Here is an 18092-nt window from a genome sequence, read left to right as displayed (position 1 = left end):
GCGCGATTCAGGCGCGCTTTTTCAATTCCGCGAGCATCACGTCGGCGAACGCCTGCGCGACGCGCGGCAGCGTGCGCCCGCGCTTCGCGACGAGCGCGATCGGCCGCACGAACGCCGGGTCGTCGATCGGCTTCACGACGAGGTCGGGCTCGGCGCGCACCTCGCGCGCGGTCGCCGGCAGGATCGTCACGCCGAGGCCGCCGCGCACCATCGCGACGGCCGTCATCATGTACGTCGGTTCGCACGCGATGTCGGGCGTGCAGCCGGCCGCTTGCAGCGCGCGATCGACGACGCTGCGCACGCTCGTGCCCTGTGCGGTCAGCACGAGCGGCACGGCCGCGACGTCGGCGGTGCGCACGCGCCGCTTGCGCGCGAGCGGATGATCGTTCGGGCATACGGCGACGAGCCGGTCCGCGCCCGCATACAGCACGTCCAGCGACGCGTCGAACGCATCGCCGCCGGTCAGCCCGAGATCGGCTTCCTCGTTGCGCACCAGCGCGGTGACGAGGCTCGCGACGCCGTCGCGAATGTCGAAGCCCGCGCGCGGCACGTCGCGCCGAAACGACTGGATCAGCTCCGGCAGCAGGCTCGACGCGAAAGTCGGCAGGCACGCGAGCCGCACCGTGCCGCTCGCGCCTTCGCCGAGCGCGCGCGCATCGCGCAGCACGCGTTCCATGTCGTCGAGCGAGCGCTGCAGCAGCGGCAGCAGCTCGCGCCCCGTCTGCGTGAGCGCGACGCTGCGACTGTTGCGGTCGAACAGCCGCGCGCCGACGATGTCCTCGAGCCGGCGGATCTGCACGGTCAGCGCCGGCTGCGACAGATGCAGCCGCGCGGCCGCCCGCGTGAAGTTCCCGGCGTGCGCGACGGTGACGAATGCGCGAATGTCGCGAAGATTCAGATCCATAACGGTTCGTGATTGCTGCGATCAAATCATTTCAATTGTGCTATTGCTGCGCCGACCTTACGCTCGTCTCCAACAAAAGACAAGGTAGGAGACACCGATGCTGCCGTTACTCGGGCTGGGCACGATCGTCGTGCTGCTGGCCGCGATCCTGTCCAGACGCATGTCGCCGCTCGTCGCGCTGATCGTCGTGCCGATCGCGGCGTCGCTGATCGGCGGCTTCGGGCTGCACACCAGCAAATTCGTGATCGACGGGCTGAAGGGCCTCGCGCCGGTGGTCGGGATGTTCGTGTTCGCGATCCTCTATTTCGGCACGATCACCGACGCGGGCACGCTCGACCCGATCATCGACCGCATCCTGCGCGCGGTCGGCACGCGGCCGACGCGGATCGTGATGGGCACGACGCTGCTCGCGCTGCTGATTCACCTCGACGGCTCGGGCGCCGTGTGCTTCCTCGTGACGATTCCCGCGGTGCTGCCGCTGTACGACCGGCTGAAGATGGACCGGCGCGTGCTGGCCGCCGCGGTATCGATGGCCGCCGGGATCAACTTCCTGCCGTGGACCGGGCCGATGATCCGCGCGTCGGCGTCGCTGCACCTGCCGGTGTCGGCGCTGTTCAATCCGCTGATTCCGGTGCAGGCGATCGGGCTCGTGTTCGTGTTCGGCGTCGCGTACTGGCTCGGCCGGCGCGAGGAGAAGCGGCTCGGCCTGTCGCGCGACGATGCGTCGATTCCGCTGCCCAAACGCGAGCTGAGCGCGGACGAGCAGGCGCTGCGCCGCCCGCACCTGTTCTGGTTCAACCTCGTGCTGACGCTCGTCGTGCTCGGCACGATGGTCGTGATGGGCGAGAAGATTCCGCCGGCGATCATGTTCATGGTCGGGCTGTGCGTCGCGCTGATGGTGAACTATCCGGACGTCGACATGCAGAGAAAGCGCATCGACGCGCATGCGCGCGCGGCGCTGATGATGGCCGGCATCCTGCTCGCGGCGGGCGTGTTCACCGGCATCATGCAGGGCAGCGGGATGCTGAAGGCGATGGCGCAGGCGGCGGTCGGCTTCGTGCCGCCGTCGATGGCCGGCCATATCCCGGTCGCGCTCGGCCTCGCGTCGATGCCGCTCAGCATGCTGTTCGATCCCGATTCGTTCTATTTCGGCGTGCTGCCGGTCATCGCGGAAGTGGCCGGCCAGCTCGGCGTGCCGGCCGTACATGTCGGGCAGGCGGCATTGCTCGGCCAGATGACGACCGGGTTCCCGGTCAGCCCGCTGACGCCCGCGACGTTCCTCGTGGTCGGCCTGTGCGGGATCGAGCTGGCCGAGCACCAGAAGTTCACGTTTCCGCTGCTGTTCGGTGCGTCGATCGTGATGACGATCGCATGCGTCGTGCTCGGCGTTTTCTGATTTTTCCCCGGTGCGCGAGCGCCGGAGGACGGTACGGACATGACAGCACAGCCAATCCACGAACGCCGCGTGCGCATCGGCGCGGGCGCCGGCTACTCGGGCGACCGGATCGAGCCCGCGGTCGAGCTGGCCGAACACGGGCAGCTCGACTACCTCGTCTTCGAATGCCTGGCCGAACGCACGATCGCGATCGCGCAGCAGACGCGGCGCAACGATCCATCGCTCGGCTACGATCCGCTGCTCGATGCGCGCATGCACGCGGTGCTGCCGGTGGCCGCGGCCAGCGGCGTACGCATCGTGTCGAACATGGGCGCCGCGAATCCGCGCGCGGCCGCGCGGCGCACCGCGCAGATCGCGCAGTCGCTCGGCATCGCGGGGCTGAAGGTCGCGGCGGTCGAAGGCGACGACGTGCTCGACGTCGTGCTGCGCGGTGCGTTCCGCTTCGAGGAGTCGGGCGACGAAGTCGCCGCGTATCGCGACCGCATTGTGTCGGCCAATGCGTATCTCGGCGCCGCGCCGATCGTCGATGCGCTCGCGGCCGGCGCGGACGTCGTGCTGACCGGGCGCGTCGCCGATCCGTCGCTGTTCGCCGCGCCGCTGATCCATGCGTTCGGCTGGCGGATGGACGACTGGGACACGCTCGGCCAGGCGACGGTCGTCGGCCATCTGCTCGAATGCGCGGGACAGGTGACGGGCGGCTATTTCGCCGACCCCGGCTACAAGGACGTGCCGAAGCTCGCGCGGCTCGGGTTTCCGATCGGCGAGGTCGCGGCCGACGGCTCGGTCGTGATCACGAAGGTGGCGCATGCGGGCGGCCGCGTGAGTGCGGCGACCTGCAAGGAACAGCTGCTGTACGAGATTCACGATCCGGCGCGTTACCTGCAGCCCGATGTCGTCGCGGATTTCACGCGGGTAGCCGTCGCCGAAGAGGCGCCTGACCGCGTGCGCGTGACGGGCGGGCGCGGCACCGCGCGCACCGATACGCTGAAGGTGTCGGTCGCATACGTCGACGGCCATATCGGCGAAGGGCAGATCTCTTATGGCGGCCCGGGGGCGCTCGCGCGGGCGCGGCTCGCGCTCGACATCGTCCGCGAGCGGCTCGCGCTGACCGGCGTGGCCGCGACCGAACTGCGCTTCGACCTGATCGGCGTCGATGCGCTGTACGGCGACGCGACGCCCGCCGTGCGCGGCGAGCCGGCCGAAGTCCGCGTGCGGGTCGCCGGCCGTGCGGCGAGCGCGGCCGAGGCCGCGCGGATCGGCAACGAAGTCGAGACGCTTTATACGAACGGGCCGGCCGGCGGCGGCGGCGCGTTTAAGTCGACGCGCGAGGTGATCGCGGTGCAGTCGGTACTGCTGCCGCGCGCGGCCGTGACGCCGTCGTTTTCCTTCGTGGAGGCCTGATGCAACTGCGTGAACTGGCGCATGCGCGCACCGGCGACAAGGGCAATACGCTGAACGTGTCGGTCATCTGCCGCGATCCGCGGCACTACGAGCACCTGCGCGCGCATCTCGATGCGGCGGCGGTGAAGGCGTGGCTCGCCGGTATCGTGCACGGCGACGTCGTGCGCTACGAGCTGCCCGCGCTCGCCGCCTTCAACTTCGTGCTGCGCGATGCGCTCGGCGGCGGCGTTACGCGCTCGCTGGCGCTCGACGCGCACGGCAAGTCGGTGAGCTTCGCGCTGCTGGCGATCGACGTGCCGGAGCCCGCGTGATCGCGTGACGGCGTTGCGTCCGGCCGGCTCGGCGATGTCGAGCTTCGTTCCATGCGCGATGTCGCCCGAGCGGGCGGCCGGGATAGAGGCGGGCGCGCGAGCTGGCGTCGAATCGCCGGTCTTCCCATCCCACCGACACATTGAACCGACCACGACAGGGATCCCGGGCGCGGGGCGGCCAAAATTTTTTGCATTGGTCTGACCAGTCCAACCTCAAGTTGCGCAGCGGGCGGCCGATAGAACGACTGCGGGCCCCATCCGACTATTCGAACACGCCGCAACCGGAGATCACTGTCATCATGCTGTCATCGATTCGCGCACGGATTCTGGCGACCTGCGTCGCCATCGTGGTCACGGCCCTCGCCGTGACCGGCGGCCTGGTCTATTACGTCGTGAAGCAGCACAACGACGAAACCATCGACCAGAACCTGAAGTCCGTGCTGGCCGGCCATGCAATCGCGATCGACGAATGGATCGCGAGCCGCGCGCAGCAGACCCAGGCGCTCGCGGATACGCTGACGGTCGGCGAAGGCGATCCGCTGCCGGCGCTGACGCTGCTCGGCAAGTCCGGCGGCTTCCAGGTGCTCACGCTCGGCCAGCCGGACCACACGGCGGTTTCCAACGTGCCGCTCGCTGCCGGTTACGATCCGACCGCGCGCCCGTGGTACAAGCAGGCGGTCGAGGCCGGCCGGCTCGTCGTCACGGCGTTGTACCTCGACGCGTCGACCGGCAAGCCGGCGTTCGCGTTCGCGGCGCCGATCATCCGCGCCGGCACGCTGAAGGGCGTGCTGGCCGCGAGCCTCTACATGGAACGCGCGAGTACGATCGTCGCATCGATGCACCCGACGCCCGCGAGCTTTGCGTTCCTGGTCGACCGAACCGGGCGTGTGATTGCGGGCGCGAAGACGGACCTGATCATGAAGCCGGCGACGCAGTTGTCGGCGGATCTGACGCCCGAGCGCCTCACGGGGCTGCAGACCGCTGCCGAGCCGGTGGCCGTCGACATCGACGGCGCGACCAAGCTGCTGCGCGCGCAGGCGATCGCCGGCACCGACTGGTCGCTCGTGATGGCGCTCGACCGCTCGGACGTGACGGCCGGCATGCGCGCCGTCGCGACGACGACGCTCATCGCGATCCTGGTCGTCGCATGCGTGGCCGCTGCGCTCGTCGGCGCGTTGACGAACGCGGCGTTCAAGCGCGTGCTGCTCGTGCGCGACGCGCTCACCGACGTCGCGAGCGGCAGCGGCGACCTGACGAAGCGGCTCGAGGCCGACGGCGCCGACGAGGCCGCACAGATCGCGCGCGCGTTCAATCTGTTCGCGGAAAAGATCAGCGCGATCCTGCTGCAGATTCGCGGCTTCAGCGAATCCGTGAGCGTGGCGAGCGCGGAGATCGCGCAGGGCAACCAGGACCTGTCGAGCCGCACCGAACATGCCGCGTCGAGCCTGCAGGAAACCGCCGCCGCGCTCGAGCAGATCGCCGGCACGGCGCGCAATTCGGCCGACTCCGCGACCCAGGTGAACCGGCTCGCGGAATCCGCATCGGGCGTCGCGGTGCGCGGCGGCGAGGTGGTGAGCCAGGTGGTCGCGACGATGGGCGAGATCACGAAGGCGTCGGGCGAAATCTCGAACATCATCGGCGTGATCGACGGCATCGCGTTCCAGACCAACATCCTCGCGCTGAATGCGGCGGTCGAGGCCGCGCGCGCGAACGAGCACGGCCGCGGCTTCGCCGTGGTCGCGGGCGAGGTGCGCACGCTCGCGCAACGCAGCGCGCAGGCGGCCAAGGAAATCAAGCAGCTGATCCAGTCGTCGGTCGAGAAGATCGAGGGCGGTTCGGGGCTCGTGCAGACGGCCGGTGCGACGATGGACGAGATCGTCGACGGTGTGCGCAGCATCAGCAGCGTGATCTCGGAAATGACGATCGCCGCGAACGAGCAGAGCACTGGGCTCGCGCAGGTCAACCAGGCGGTGTCGCAGCTCGATCACTCGACGCAGCAGAACGCCGCGCTCGTCGAGGAGTCGGCGGCGGCCGCCGCGCTGCTGCGGGAGCAGGCCGCGCAGCTCGCGGAGATGGTCGGCGAATTCAAGCTGGCCCGGCCGCAGGCGGCCGATGCGGTGGCGGCGTGAGCCCGGATGCGATGTTGGACGTAGGGTGACGGGCGGGCGCGGCCGTCGCAGATATCGGCATGACGCGCCGTCGATCGTGACGTGCTGATCGCGCAGCCGTGTCAGTCCGAGCCGAATGGCCGCTGCTCCACCGACCGGACAAGCCGACCGGCCGCTGTCCGTTGACGTCCCGCGGGGCAGGCTGATGGTGCGTGCGACAGTGTCGGCCGAAACGGTGTAAGCCGCCTTTGCGACGTCGCACCGTACGTGTACGCTACGGGTCGCGGGCCTCGCCCCGCGCGCGTGGCAGGGGGCCGCGCGCATCGAATGGATCCTGGAATGAACAACGAGATCGTCACGCCGGCCGGCGCGAGCGGCGGGGCAGGACGCCGCCGACGATTCGGGGCGGCGCGTGCCGTGCGGTCCGCCGTCGCCGTATTCGCCGTGCTCGCCGCATTGCCGCCTGCCCACGGCGCCGAACCGGCGCATCCCGAGCGGCAGCTGAATCAATTCCTCCGCGATACGTACGGGACGTGGCGCGCCGATCGCAAGGGCTGGCAGCCGGAGGCCGGCGAGTTCATCTACGCGCCGTGCGGCGGGTTGCGCGTCGCGACGCCCGACGGTCCGCGCACGCTGCTCGCGATGTGCGGAGAGACCGAGGACGCGGTGCAGAACGGCATGCCGGGAATGGATGCCGACGCGACGACGGGCACGATCGACCTGTACGTGCTGAAGCCCTCGGCGGATGGCAGTGGCCTCGAACCGGTGCTGAAGAAGACGGGCATCGCGTCCGGCACGCGCGGCGAGCCGGGCACGGTGCGCATTCAGCGGCTCGGCCCGCACCTGTTCGGTTTCGTGATCGGCGAAGCCGATTCACGTCAAGGCTATACGCAGCGCCTGCGCTCGATCTGGCTGCCGCACGGTGACGCGCTGGTGCTCGCGGCGCCGCGCCTCAACGAGGCACTCGACAATGCGGCGTCGAACGACTGCGCGAACACGCCGGCTCGCTGCGAGGACCGCCGTTTCGAGATCGCGCCCGACACGGCCGACACCGGCATCGTGTATCCGCTGATCGTGACCGAGACCGGCACGCGCGGCGACCACGCGATTCAGATGCGTTACACGGTGAAGTTCGATCCGGCACGCGGCCGCTACATCGTGCCGAAGTCGCTGCGCGAAGGGTATTGACTTCTCGTACGCACGAACGGGCGGCATCGCGCCGCCCATCCATCACACGTACAGATAGCGCACGAGGTGGAAGAACACCGGTGCGGCGAAGCAGATCGAGTCGATGCGGTCGAGCATCCCGCCGTGGCCGGCGATCATCGAGCCCCAGTCCTTCGTGCCGAGCGAGCGCTTCACCGCCGACAGCACGAGGCCGCCGACGAAGCCCGCGATCACGATCGCGAGCGAGATCCCGAACGCCGCGCCGAAGCCGAACGGCGTCACGCGATACAGCGACGCGCCGCACAGCGTCGCGAGCAGGCCGCCGCCGACGAAGCCTTCCACCGTCTTCGACGGCGACAGCCGCGGCGCGATCTTGCGGCGTCCGAACAGCTTGCCGACCACGTACTGCAGCACGTCGCTGATCTGCACGACGAACAGGAAGAAGAACAGCAGCAGCGCGTTCTGCCCCGTGTAGCGCGGAATGTCGAGGATCAGCACGGCCGGCGCATGGCTCAGCCCGTACACGCACACCATCAGCGCCCAGTTGATCTTCGCGTTGCGGCTCAGGAATTCGCGCGTGTCCTGCGTGAGCGCCGACACCAGCGACATCGCGAAGAACAGGTGCACCGGCACGAAGATCGAATACATCCCGTACCAGTTGATCGCGAGCAGCAGGTACTGCACCGGAATCGCGATGAAGAACGCGATGAACAGCGTCGTGTGGTCGCTCGCGGTGGTCGGCGTCAGCGTGATGAATTCGCGCAGCGTCAGGTACGACAGTAGCGCGAACACGCAGTACGTGACGTTGTTGCCGAGGCCGATCGCGATGACCATGATCGCGATCATCGCCCACCACGCGCGGATGCGCTGGTTCAGGTTGACGATCGTCGCGCTCGTGCCGCCGCTGCGCGCGCCGAGGATCGCGCCGATCACGGTCGCGAACGCCAGCACGCCGGTGACGCCCGCGACCAGTTCCCAGAAGAGAGTTCGCATGAAGAGGTCCGGAAAAGGAAGAGGAGGGCGCCGCGTTCAGCCGGCCGGCCGCTGCGGCGGTGCGAGCGCGACGATCGCGTCGCGCATGCGGGCGAGGAAGGCCGGCTTGTCTTCGCCGGCGCCGAGCGCTTCGTTCGCGCCGAAGTGCACCTTGCAGATCAGCGGCACGGGCCAGATCGCCCCCTTCGGCATGATCCGCTGCAGGTTCTCGAGATAGACCGGCGCGAGCGCGACGTCCGGAAACTCGGTCGCGAGATGGAACAGGCCGCTCTTGAACGGCTGCGGCAGCACGTCGGCGCCGCGCGTGCCTTCCGGGAAGATGATGATCGAGTGACCTTGCCGCAGTGCATCGCGCACCGGATCCAACGGGTCGCCGCCGCTTTGGCGGTGACGGTCGATCAGCACGACGTTCAGCAGTTTCTGCGCGATGTGGCGCTTCAGGTCGCCGCTGTCCCAGTAGTCGCGCGCCGCGACGGGCCGCACGACCGCGCGCACTTCGCGCGGCAGCGCGGCGAGGATCGCGAGCGTGTCGATGTGGCTCGTATGGTTCGAGAAGTAGATTTTCTGCGTCGGCGACGGCGGCGCCTGATGCCAGACGGGATACGCGCCGGCGACGAGCCGCACGATCGACAGCAGGAAGTCGCGCTGCCACACGTTGACGATGTTCATCGGCGCGGCGCCTCCCGCCTGCATGCGCGCGCGGCCGCGCACGCGCGGCACGCGGATTCCCGGAATGCCGGCGCGGCTGGATGCGCGCCGGACGGCCATTGTTCAAGTTTTTTCAAATTCGTGGCTGCCTGTAGCAGGGCCGCGATCATCGCCGTTCGACGGCGTGATAATCGGCTGTTGCACGAGCGCCCGTTTGCAGTTCGAACGGATTGCTGCACTTTGCGGGCCAGCGGATTATCGCGAGTTTCGGTCGGAAACGCCAGATTGCCCGGCGCACCGACGCGCGGCACGGCTTGACGCATCGAGGCCGCTCGGCGACGATTGCGACCACCTGCCGGCATCCGCCGCCGGCGGCCGCGCCGCCCGGGGCATGGCGGCGGCAAACGTGTCCGGATGTGCCGAACCGAATAAAACGATGAGCCTCTACGCACTCAAACCGAAATTCCAGAACCATCTGCGGCCGATCGCGGATTCGCTTGCCGCGCGCGGCGTCACCGCGAACCAGGTCACGCTGTTCGCGGCCGGCGGCTCGATCGTCGTCGGCGCGCTCGCGGGGCTCGGCGTGTTCGCCCGCGTGCTGTTCCTGCTGATCCCGATCTGGCTGTTCGTGCGGATGGCGCTCAACGCGATCGACGGGATGCTCGCGCGCGAACACGGTCAGAAGAGCACGCTCGGCGCGTACCTGAACGAGCTCGGCGACGTCGTGTCCGACGTCGCGCTCGTGCTGCCGTTCCTCGCGATTCCCGCGTTCGCGCCGGCAGACGTCTGGCTGTTCGCGCTGACGGCGGTCATCGTCGAATGCGCGGGGCTGATCGGTCCGCTCGCCGGCGCGACGCGCCGCTACGACGGCCCGTTCGGCAAGAGCGACCGCGCGCTCGCACTCGGTGCGTTCGCGCTGTGGATCGGCTTCGGTCTGCCGGTCGGCGGCGTCGCCGCATGGCTGTGGCGTCTGCTGATCGTGCTGTCGATCGTGACGGCGGTGCGGCGCGTGCAGGCGGGCGTCGCCGAAGCGGGCGGCTGACGGCCGGCCGCGTACGCGGCGCCGCAGCGCGACCTCGTCGCGCCGAGCGCTGTGCAGCGCGCGGCGAGCCCGGCGCGGGCGGACGGATCGCGTCGCGCCTGGCCGTCCGCGTGCGCGGCAGCGTATCGGCGCGGCGTAGCCGCACCGAAGAATTGATCCAGATCAGTTTTTCATGCAGAAAGCCCGCCGCACGGCGCGGGCTTGCGGTAGCATACGCGCCGCTCACGCGGCAGCGCATTCCGGGCGACCTGCAACGGGTCGCAGCCGGCAGCAGGCCGGTCGGCCCGGTCGTCGGCAAAAAAACGTAATTCTTGCCATTCAATCGCTACGTGCTGCATTTCCGACCGGGTTGAGTTTTTTTCGCTTCGCTGTCCCGAATTTGGTCGAGTTTTGTCCTATTTTCGAGATAGTGTGACGAATAGGCGCGTGCCGGTGCCAGGCGCGCGCAGTCCGACGAACCGGCAGCAGAAGAATCCGCCGCGTCGTGCCGATAACTAGTTTCAGGCCAGACTATTGAGGGGAAGCAGTGGGGATGTGCACTCACGGGCATAGCTGCTTTGCGCGCGCCGGTTGCGGCGCGCTTGATGACCGGATGATCTCGACGATGCGGAGCCGCGCATGAAGCCGGCCGCGTCGCTGTTCGTCCTGTCCGTCGCCGCATTCGGCGCGCTCCATGCGGCCGCGCTGTCGGCCGCGCCGATGCCGGCCGTGCCCGCGGCGGCGTCCGCGTCCGCCGCCGCGATCGCGCAGCCGCTCGCCGCGGCACCGGCTGCCGCCAGCGCGCCACCGGCCGGCCTGCCGGCGACGACCGTGCACCTGCCGTTCGCGTCGCTCGGCGCGTTCGATCCGGTGCACCTGCGCGGCGCCGACGATGCGCGCACGGTCAACGCCGGCGTGCGGCTCGACCGCGTCGTCACCGGCGCGCGGTTGCGCCTGACTTACGCGTATTCGCCGTCGCTCGTGTTTCCGATGTCGCACCTGAAGGTGTCGGTCAACGGCGAGGTGGTCGCGACCGTCCCGTTCGATGCGCCGCGCGCGGGCCGCACGGTCACGCAGGACATTCCGATCGATCCGCGCTACTTCACCGATTACAACCAGATCGGCCTGCGCCTGATCGCGCATTACACGCTCGATCACTGCGAGGACCCGGCGAACTCGGCGCTGTGGGCCGACGTGAGCCCGACGAGCGAGCTGATCCTCGACGAATCGCCGGTGCGTTTGCCGAACGATCTCGCGCTGCTGCCCGCGCCGTTCTTCGACCGGCGCGACAACGGGCTGCTGCGACTGCCGTTCGTGCTGCCGGCGTCGCCCGATTCGGCGACGCTGCGCAGCGCCGGCGTGCTCGCATCGTGGTTCGGCGCGCAGGCCGACTACCGGCAGGCGCGCTTCCCGGTCGCGGCGACGCTGCCGGCGGACGACCAGGCGGTCGTGGTCGGCACGGCCGCGACGTTGCCGGCCGGCCTCGCGCTGCCGTCGATCGACGGTCCGCTGCTCGCGATGGCCGACAACCCGGCCGCGCCGGGCCGCAAGCTGCTGATCGTGACGGGCCGCACGGCGGCCGAGGTCGACGACGCGGTCGCGACGCTCGTGCTCGGCCGCGCGGCGCTGTCGGGCCCGGCGGCGACGGTCGCGCATGTCGAGCTCGGCGCGCCGCGCAAACCGTACGATGCGCCGCGCTGGCTGCCGGTGAACCGGCCGATCGCGTTCCGCGAACTCGTGGCCGACCCGCGCGAACTCGAAGTGCGCGGCACGTCGCCCGACGCGATCCGCCTGAACCTGCGCGTGCCGGCCGATCTTCATTCGTGGAACGGCTCGGGCGTGCCGATCACGCTGCGCTACCGCTATACGGCGCCCACCGTGCAGGACAACTCGACGCTCGCCGTCGAGATCAACGACCAGCTCGTGAAGTCGTACCGGCTCGGGCCGGCCCATGCGGAAGACGCGCGCGGGCGCATGCAGCTGCCGCTGCTGGCGGTGCCGGAAGGGCGCGTGACGAGCGACGTCGACATCCCGGCGTTCCGCGTCGGCAGCGGCAACCAGCTGCAGTTCCGCTTCACGCTCGACTCGCAGAAGACGGGGCTCTGCTCGAGCACCGCGACCGAGCCGCAGCGCGCGGCGATCGACCCGGATTCGACGATCGACTTCTCGCACTTCGTCCACTACGCGCAATTGCCGAACCTCGCGTTCTTCGCGAACAGCGGCTTCCCGTTTACCCGTTTCGCCGATCTGTCGCAGACGGCCGTCGTCGTGCCCGACCGGCCGTCGCCGCAGGAGCTCGAAGCGTACCTGACGATGCTCGGCCACATGGGGCAGTGGACCGGCTTCCCGGCATTGCGCGTGCAGGTCGCGCGGCCCGGCGACGTCGCCGCGCTCGCAGGCCGCAAGGACCTGCTCGTGATCGACGGCTCGCCCGCGTCGCCGCTGCTGTCGCGCTGGCGCACGGCGCTGCCGCTGGCGATCGACCGGCAGGGCGGCACCGGCGCGACGCGCGTCGCGTTCTCGGTGAAGGAGCGCTGGCGCAACGGCGTCGGCATGGCCGACGGCGGCGCGCATATCGAACAGACGGGCCAGCTCGCGGCGCTCGCCGGCTTCGAGCTGCCGGGCAGCCACGGCCGCAGCGTCGTCGCGCTGACGGCGACCGACCAGTCGCGACTGGGCGACCTGCTCGACGTGTTCCAGAAGCCGGGCCTCGTGTCGCAGCTGCAGGGCGATCTCGCGCTGGTGCGGCCGGGGCAGGTCGACAGCCTGCGCGTCGGCGAGCCGTACGTGGTCGGTTTCGTGCCGTGGTATGCGCGCGTGTGGACGCACGCGGCGCGGCACCCGGTCGTGCTCGGCGTGGTCGGCGTCGTCGCGGGGCTGTTGCTCGCGCTCGGCGTGTTCAGCGTGCTGCAGAGAATCGCCGCGCGCCGACGGGGGATGTAACGGATGGCGTGGGCATTTGCAAGGCGACGGGCAACGCGGCCGGCGCAGCGCGTCGGCGCGACGTGGGTGCTGGCCGTTGCGGCCGCTTGTGCGGCGGCCGGGACGGCCGGCCCGGCACAGGCGGCGCAAGGCGGCGCGGCTGCCGAGGCCGGCGCGACGGATGCGCAATGCGGCGCGGCATGGCCGCGCTGGGATGCGTTCAAGCGCGACTTCGTGTCGGCCGACGGCCGCGTGATCGACGTCGGCTCGGCGGATTCGCGCACGGTATCGGAGGGGCAGGCGTATGGGCTGTTCTTCGCGCTGGTCGCGAACGACCGGCGCACGTTCGACACGATCCTCGCATGGACCGAGAACAACCTCGCGCAGGGCGACCTGAGCGCGCACCTGCCGGCGTGGCTGTGGGGACGCGCGCCGGACGGCGCGTGGCGCGTGCTCGACGCGAACGCGGCGTCGGATGCCGACCTGTGGATCGCGTACACGCTCGTCGAAGCCGGCAGGCTGTGGCGCGAGCGCAGCTACACCGCGCGCGGCGCGCTGCTCGCGAAGCGCGTGCTCGACGACGAGACGGCCAGCGTGCCGGGCCTCGGCGTCACGCTGCTGCCCGGGCCGACCGGCTTCCGGCTCGCCGACGGTCAATGGCGCGTGAACCCGAGCTATTCGCCGCCGCAGGTGATCCGCGGGCTCGCCGCGCGCCTGCCCGACGATCGGCGCTGGGCCGCGCTCGCGGCGAGCACGGGTCGCGTGCTGCTCGACACCGCGCCGAAGGGTTTTGCGCCGGACTGGGCGCTGTATCGCGCAGGCGCCGGTTTCGGCCCCGATCCGCAGACCCATGCGCAAAGCGCGTACAACGCGATTCGTGTCTACCTGTGGGCCGGCATGCTCGATCGCGCCGATCCGCTCGCCGCGCCGCTGCTCGCGCGCTTCGCGCCGTTCGCGGACTACATCGCCGCGCACGGCGCGCCGCCGGAGAAGGTCGATACGACGACCGGCGTCGCGGGCCCGAACGACGGCAACGGCGGCTTCTCCGCGGCGGCCGTGCCGTTTCTCGATGCGCGCGGCCAGCGTGCGCTCGCCGATGCGCAGGCCGCTCGCGTCGACACGCTCGCGCGGCAGTCGGCACCCGGCTATTACACGAGCGTGCTGACGCTGTTCGGCCTCGGCTGGCGCGACGGCCGCTACCGGTTCGGCGCGGACGGCTCGCTCGACGCGCGCTGGGAGGGCCGTTCATGCGCGGCCCGATGAAACGCACCGCACCGCGCGTCGCGGGATTCGCGTGGCTCGCGTCGTCCGTCTGTGCGGCGGTGCCGGCCGCGGCCGCCGTCGATGTCGCGGCCGCACCGAAAACCATTGCGCCGAAGGCCGCGCCGGCCTCGGCCTCGGCCCAGATCCCGATCCCGAGTCCGATCCCGACCGCTGCCGATCTGTCCGACGCGCGGCGCCAGCTCGCGACCGCCCGCATGTGGGGCGACAAACATCGCGACGACCTCGCGCGCGATGCGCTGCGCAAGGGGTTGCTGATCGCACCGGACGACCCGGCGCTGCTCGCCGAGCAGATGCGCGTGCTGCTGCGGCTCGGCGACGCGCAACGCGCACAGGCCGCGCTCGCGCGCCTGCAGGCACGCGCGCCCGCCGCGCCGGACACGCGGCGCGCGGCCGACGAATACCGCGTCGCGACGAGCGGCCGCGGCGAGATGGCGCAGATCCGCCTGCTCGCACGCAGCGGCCGCGCCGACGAGGCGGCCCGGCGCATCGTCGCGCTGTTTCCGAACGGCGCGCCGGCCGGCGCGCTCGGTGCCGAGTACTACCAGATCGTGTCGAACGCGCCGGGCGGCCGCGAACCGGCGATCGCCGCGCTGCGCCGCACCGTCGCGGCCGATCCTCAGGACACCAGCGCGGCGCTGGCGCTCGCGCGCTTGCTGAACCAGCGCGACAACACGCGCGCGGAAGCGAACCGGATCGCGTGGTCGCTCGCGAAGCGTGCCGACGCCGACCGCACCGAAGCGATGGCCGTGTGGCGGCGCGTGCTGCAGTCCGCCGGCGCCGACCCCGCATATCGCGATGCGCTGCACGCGTATCTCGAGCTCGTGCCGGACGACTCGGAATTCCGCGATCGCGTTGCCGCGCTCGACCGGCAGCGCGACGCGCAGCAGCGGCTCGAACGCGATCCCGACTACGTCGCGCAGCAGCGCGGCCTGCAGGCGCTCGCGCGCGGCGACCTGACCGGTGCCGATCCGCTGCTCGCGCGTGCCGCGCGAACGCGCTCGAGCGACGCCGATGCGCTCGGCGGGCTCGGGCTGCTGCGCCTGCGCGAAGGCCGGCATGACGAAGCGCGCGCGCTGTTCGCGCGGGCCGCGACGCTGTCGACGGACCAGCGCGGCAAGTGGCAGAGCCTGGCGCGCACCGCGCAGTTCTGGGGGCTGCTCGCGCAGGGCCGCGCGGCGGCGTCGGCCGGGCGCGCGCAGGATGCGGAGCGCGCGGCGCGTGCCGCGCTCGCGATGCAGCCCGACAGCCCGGACGCGAAGCTGCAGCTCGCCGATGCGTTGCTCGCGCAGCGCGACTGGGCCCGCGCGGAACCGTTGCTGCGCGAGCTGCTGGCCGCGCGTGCGCCGAACCTGTCGGCCGTACGCGACACGGCGCTGCTGTATGAAAACACCGGCCGCACGGATCGCATCGGCCCGCTGCTCGATGCGCTGCAAGGCCGCGTGACGGGCCGCGACGAGCGCCACGCGCTCGACGGGCTGCGCGCCGATCTGCTCGCGAACGAGGCGCGCGCGCTCGCGGACAAGGGCGAGCGCGGGCCGGCCGCGCAACGTTACGAAGCGGCCGTGCGCGCGGCGCCCGAGGCGCCGTGGACGCGCTTCGCGCTCGCGCGGCTGTATCGCGACATGGGGTTGCCGCAGCTCGGCCGCACGGTGATGGACGACGGGCTCGCGGCGAGCGATACGCCGGAGATGCGCTATGCGACCGCGCTGTATCGCAACTCGCTCGACGACATCGCCGGCGCCCAGGCCGCGCTCGCGGGCGTCGACGACGCGCACCGCTCGGACGGCATGCGTGCGCTCGCGCGCAAGCTCGACGCCGAACACGCGCTGGCCGACGCGCGCGGCGCGCTCGGTCGCGGCGATCGTGCGGCGTTCGCCGCGTCGCTCGCGCATGCGCAGGCAAGCGCACCGGACGATCCCGACATGCTGGCCGCGATCGGCGCGCAGTGGATCGATGCGGGCGAACCCGAACGCGGCCTCGCGCCGCTGCGCGACTGGATCGCCGCGCATCCGCGCGAGGCCGATCCCGACGTGCGGCTGCGCTATGGCGACCTGCTCGGCAGCGCGGGGCGCGACGCCACGCTCGCCGCGTGGCTCGACGCGCTGCGCCGCGAACCGGCGCTGACGCCGGCGCAGACCGCGCGCATCGAGGATCAGTCGCTGCGGCTCGTGCTGCGGCAGACGGACGACGCGATCGCGCAGCAGGACTATGCGCGTGCGCGCACGCTGCTCGATCGGGCGAGCGCAGCCGGCCGCGCGGACAAGCGCTACGCGCTGGAACTGGCCGATCTCGAACGTGCGCAGGGGCACTACGACGCCGCGCGCGACGCGCTCGCGCCGGTCGTCGCGCGCACGCCGGACGACGCCGATACGCAGCTCGCGCTCGCGCGCATCGACGAGGACAGCGGTCATCGCGCGGCCGCGCTCGCCCGCGTGCAGGCCGTGCTCGCACGCACGCCGGACGACGACGTCGACACGCGCCTGTCGGTGGTGCGCCGCCTGAGTGCGCTGCGCCGCGCGGACGAAGCCGCGCAGGTGATCGACCCGCTGCACGCCGCGTATCCGGCGCGCGCCGACGTGACGGTCGCGGCCGGCCGGGTGGCCGAGGCGCAGGGCCGCTACGACGATGCCGCGTCGCTGTACCGGCTGTCGCTGTCGCAGGAGCGGATGACGGGCGTGAGCGCGGGTCGCGACGGCCGCACGCCCGCGCAGGCCGCGTTCGCGGATCTCGAACAACGGCGCGACCCGGCGCTCGAGATCGGCTGGCTGCCCGCGTACAAGTCGGGCGACGAAGGGGTATCCGCGTACCGCGCGCAGCAGGTGCCGATCTACATGCAGATGCCGGTGCGCTACGACGGGCACGCGTTCCTGCAGCTCGACACCGTGCATCTGGACGCCGGCACGCTCGATACGAGCGACCCGAACGCGTATGCGCTGAAAACCTTCGGCACGTATGCGGCGCTCAACGCGCTCGCGGCGTCATCGCAGTCTCCGTTGAATCAGCAGGCTGCCGCGCTGATCGCGCATCCGCAGGGCGACCTGCATCAGCCGGCGACCGGTGTCGCGCTCGGCGCGGGCTACCGGAACGACGCATGGCGGATCGATCTCGGCACGTCGCCGCTCGGTTTTCCGGTGCATTACCTGGTCGGCGGCGTGCGCTACCGCTTCGACGCGGGCCCGGCGAGCTTCTCCGTGAACGCGTCGCGCCGGCCCGAGACGAGCAGCGTGCTGTCGTATGCGGGGATGCGCGACCCGTGGACGGGTGCGGTGTGGGGCGGCGTGCGGCGCGACGGCGTGAACCTGCGCGCGGCGGTCGACGTCGGCCGCGTGGACCTGTTCGCGGAACTCGGCGCGGGCGTGCTGTCCGGCCGCAACGTCGAGCGCAACGCGGAAGTGACGCTGCGCTCGGGCTTCACGGTGCCCGTGTACGAACGCGCGGCGATGAAGGTGAGCACGGGGCTCGTCGGCAATGCGTGGCACTACGCGCAGAACCTGCGCTACTACACGTACGGGCAGGGCGGGTACTACAGCCCGCAGCGCTACCTGTCGCTCGGCGTGCCGATCGAATGGGCGGGGCGGCGCGACGCGCTGTCGTGGGATCTGACCGTCACGGCCGGGATCTCGAACAGCTACGAAAAGGATTCGTTGTTCTACCCGACGCTGACGGACCAGCGCGCCGCGCAGCAGGCGGCCGGTTTCGTCTACACGGGCAGTTCGACGCGCGGCGTGTCGTTCTCGTATGGCGTGAACGGCATCGTCGAGTATCGCGTGAATCCGCACCTGAGCGTTGGCGCGCAGCTGCACGTCGACCGGTCGCACGACTACGCGCCGAGCTCGGCGCTCGTCTATCTGCGCTATGCGTTCGACGCGCGCGCGCCACGCAGCTGGCTCGTCACGCCGACGCCGGTGCGGCTTTATTCGGATTACTAGGGGAACGC

Annotated in this window: 12 protein-coding genes; 9 read left to right on the top strand and 3 right to left on the bottom strand. The window is 70.9% G+C overall.

Annotation, left to right across the window (positions count from 1 at the left end; all coding sequences use genetic code 11):
* Window positions 1–7: 7 nt before the first annotated feature.
* On the bottom strand, window positions 8–904 hold the full coding sequence (locus tag Q3A80_RS23280; RefSeq protein WP_446331220.1) for a LysR family transcriptional regulator: 897 nt from the start codon (window positions 902–904) through the stop codon (window positions 8–10).
* A 97-nt stretch (window positions 905–1001) separates the two neighbouring features.
* Between Q3A80_RS23280 and Q3A80_RS23275 the strand changes: the two genes are divergently transcribed.
* The 5 genes from Q3A80_RS23275 to Q3A80_RS23255 all read left to right on the top strand — a co-directional run bounded on the left by Q3A80_RS23275 (window position 1002) and on the right by Q3A80_RS23255 (window position 7308).
* Complete coding sequence (locus Q3A80_RS23275) at window positions 1002–2300, top strand: CitMHS family transporter (protein WP_446331219.1); 1299 nt, start codon at window positions 1002–1004, stop codon at window positions 2298–2300.
* 39 nt (window positions 2301–2339) lie between these two features.
* Entirely contained in the window at window positions 2340–3701 is a 1362-nt protein-coding gene (locus Q3A80_RS23270) for an acyclic terpene utilization AtuA family protein (RefSeq protein WP_446331218.1), read from the top strand.
* The gene (locus Q3A80_RS23265; protein WP_446331217.1) at window positions 3701–4012 is read left to right on the top strand and encodes an AtuA-related protein; all 312 of its coding nucleotides are present in this window, start codon (window positions 3701–3703) and stop codon (window positions 4010–4012) included. Before Q3A80_RS23270 ends, Q3A80_RS23265 begins: the two co-directional genes overlap by 1 nt.
* 299 nt (window positions 4013–4311) lie before the next feature.
* Entirely contained in the window at window positions 4312–6141 is a 1830-nt protein-coding gene (locus Q3A80_RS23260) for a methyl-accepting chemotaxis protein (protein ID WP_446331216.1), read from the top strand.
* 318 nt (window positions 6142–6459) lie between these two features.
* A complete protein-coding gene (locus tag Q3A80_RS23255; protein ID WP_446331215.1) occupies window positions 6460–7308 on the top strand; it encodes a topoisomerase IV in 849 nt (282 codons plus the stop codon).
* A 42-nt stretch (window positions 7309–7350) separates the two neighbouring features.
* On the opposite strand, the gene Q3A80_RS23250 is transcribed toward Q3A80_RS23255, so the two are convergent.
* Window positions 7351–8280 (bottom strand): phosphatidate cytidylyltransferase, encoded by a 930-nt coding sequence (locus Q3A80_RS23250; protein WP_446331214.1) that lies wholly within the window; start codon window positions 8278–8280, stop codon window positions 7351–7353.
* A gap of 36 nt (window positions 8281–8316) precedes the next feature.
* Window positions 8317–8949 carry a lysophospholipid acyltransferase family protein gene (locus tag Q3A80_RS23245; protein ID WP_446331213.1) on the bottom strand — a complete coding sequence of 211 codons (633 nt, stop codon included), beginning with the start codon at window positions 8947–8949 and terminating at the stop codon, window positions 8317–8319.
* 415 nt (window positions 8950–9364) lie between these two features.
* Here Q3A80_RS23245 and Q3A80_RS23240 point away from each other — a divergent pair, with 415 nt between their 5' ends.
* The 4 genes from Q3A80_RS23240 (at window position 9365) to Q3A80_RS23225 (ending at window position 18084) form a co-directional block, all read left to right on the top strand.
* Window positions 9365–9970, top strand: a complete 606-nt coding sequence (locus Q3A80_RS23240) for a CDP-alcohol phosphatidyltransferase family protein (RefSeq protein WP_446331212.1) — start codon at window positions 9365–9367, stop codon at window positions 9968–9970.
* A gap of 618 nt (window positions 9971–10588) precedes the next feature.
* Entirely contained in the window at window positions 10589–12892 is a 2304-nt protein-coding gene (gene bcsB, locus Q3A80_RS23235; RefSeq protein ID WP_446331211.1) for a cellulose biosynthesis cyclic di-GMP-binding regulatory protein BcsB, read from the top strand.
* Window positions 12893–12895: 3 nt separating this feature from the next.
* Complete coding sequence (gene bcsZ / locus Q3A80_RS23230; RefSeq protein WP_446331210.1) at window positions 12896–14134, top strand: cellulose synthase complex periplasmic endoglucanase BcsZ; 1239 nt, start codon at window positions 12896–12898, stop codon at window positions 14132–14134.
* Window positions 14119–18084, top strand: coding sequence for a cellulose synthase subunit BcsC-related outer membrane protein (locus Q3A80_RS23225; RefSeq protein ID WP_446331209.1), 3966 nt, complete (start codon window positions 14119–14121; stop codon window positions 18082–18084). The genes bcsZ and Q3A80_RS23225 overlap by 16 nt, the downstream gene beginning before the upstream one ends.
* Window positions 18085–18092: the final 8 nt, after the last annotated feature.

The organism is Burkholderia sp. SR8, assembly GCF_052851275.1.
Note: the sequence above shows the minus strand (reverse complement) of the source record. Positions and strands in the feature narration are given on the sequence as shown.

Excerpts from the sequence above, each read along its gene's own strand:
- Q3A80_RS23280 (WP_446331220.1), bottom strand. The coding sequence starts at position 904 with ATGGATCTGAATCTTCGCGACATTCGCGCATTCGTCACCGTCGCGCAC.
- Q3A80_RS23275 (WP_446331219.1), top strand. The coding sequence starts at position 1,002 with ATGCTGCCGTTACTCGGGCTGGGCACGATCGTCGTGCTGCTGGCCGCG.
- Q3A80_RS23270 (WP_446331218.1), top strand. The coding sequence starts at position 2,340 with ATGACAGCACAGCCAATCCACGAACGCCGCGTGCGCATCGGCGCGGGC.
- Q3A80_RS23265 (WP_446331217.1), top strand. The coding sequence starts at position 3,701 with ATGCAACTGCGTGAACTGGCGCATGCGCGCACCGGCGACAAGGGCAAT.
- Q3A80_RS23260 (WP_446331216.1), top strand. The coding sequence starts at position 4,312 with ATGCTGTCATCGATTCGCGCACGGATTCTGGCGACCTGCGTCGCCATC.
- Q3A80_RS23255 (WP_446331215.1), top strand. The coding sequence starts at position 6,460 with ATGAACAACGAGATCGTCACGCCGGCCGGCGCGAGCGGCGGGGCAGGA.
- Q3A80_RS23250 (WP_446331214.1), bottom strand. The coding sequence starts at position 8,280 with ATGCGAACTCTCTTCTGGGAACTGGTCGCGGGCGTCACCGGCGTGCTG.
- Q3A80_RS23245 (WP_446331213.1), bottom strand. The coding sequence starts at position 8,949 with ATGAACATCGTCAACGTGTGGCAGCGCGACTTCCTGCTGTCGATCGTG.
- Q3A80_RS23240 (WP_446331212.1), top strand. The coding sequence starts at position 9,365 with ATGAGCCTCTACGCACTCAAACCGAAATTCCAGAACCATCTGCGGCCG.
- bcsB (WP_446331211.1), top strand. The coding sequence starts at position 10,589 with ATGAAGCCGGCCGCGTCGCTGTTCGTCCTGTCCGTCGCCGCATTCGGC.
- bcsZ (WP_446331210.1), top strand. The coding sequence starts at position 12,896 with ATGGCGTGGGCATTTGCAAGGCGACGGGCAACGCGGCCGGCGCAGCGC.
- Q3A80_RS23225 (WP_446331209.1), top strand. The coding sequence starts at position 14,119 with ATGCGCGGCCCGATGAAACGCACCGCACCGCGCGTCGCGGGATTCGCG.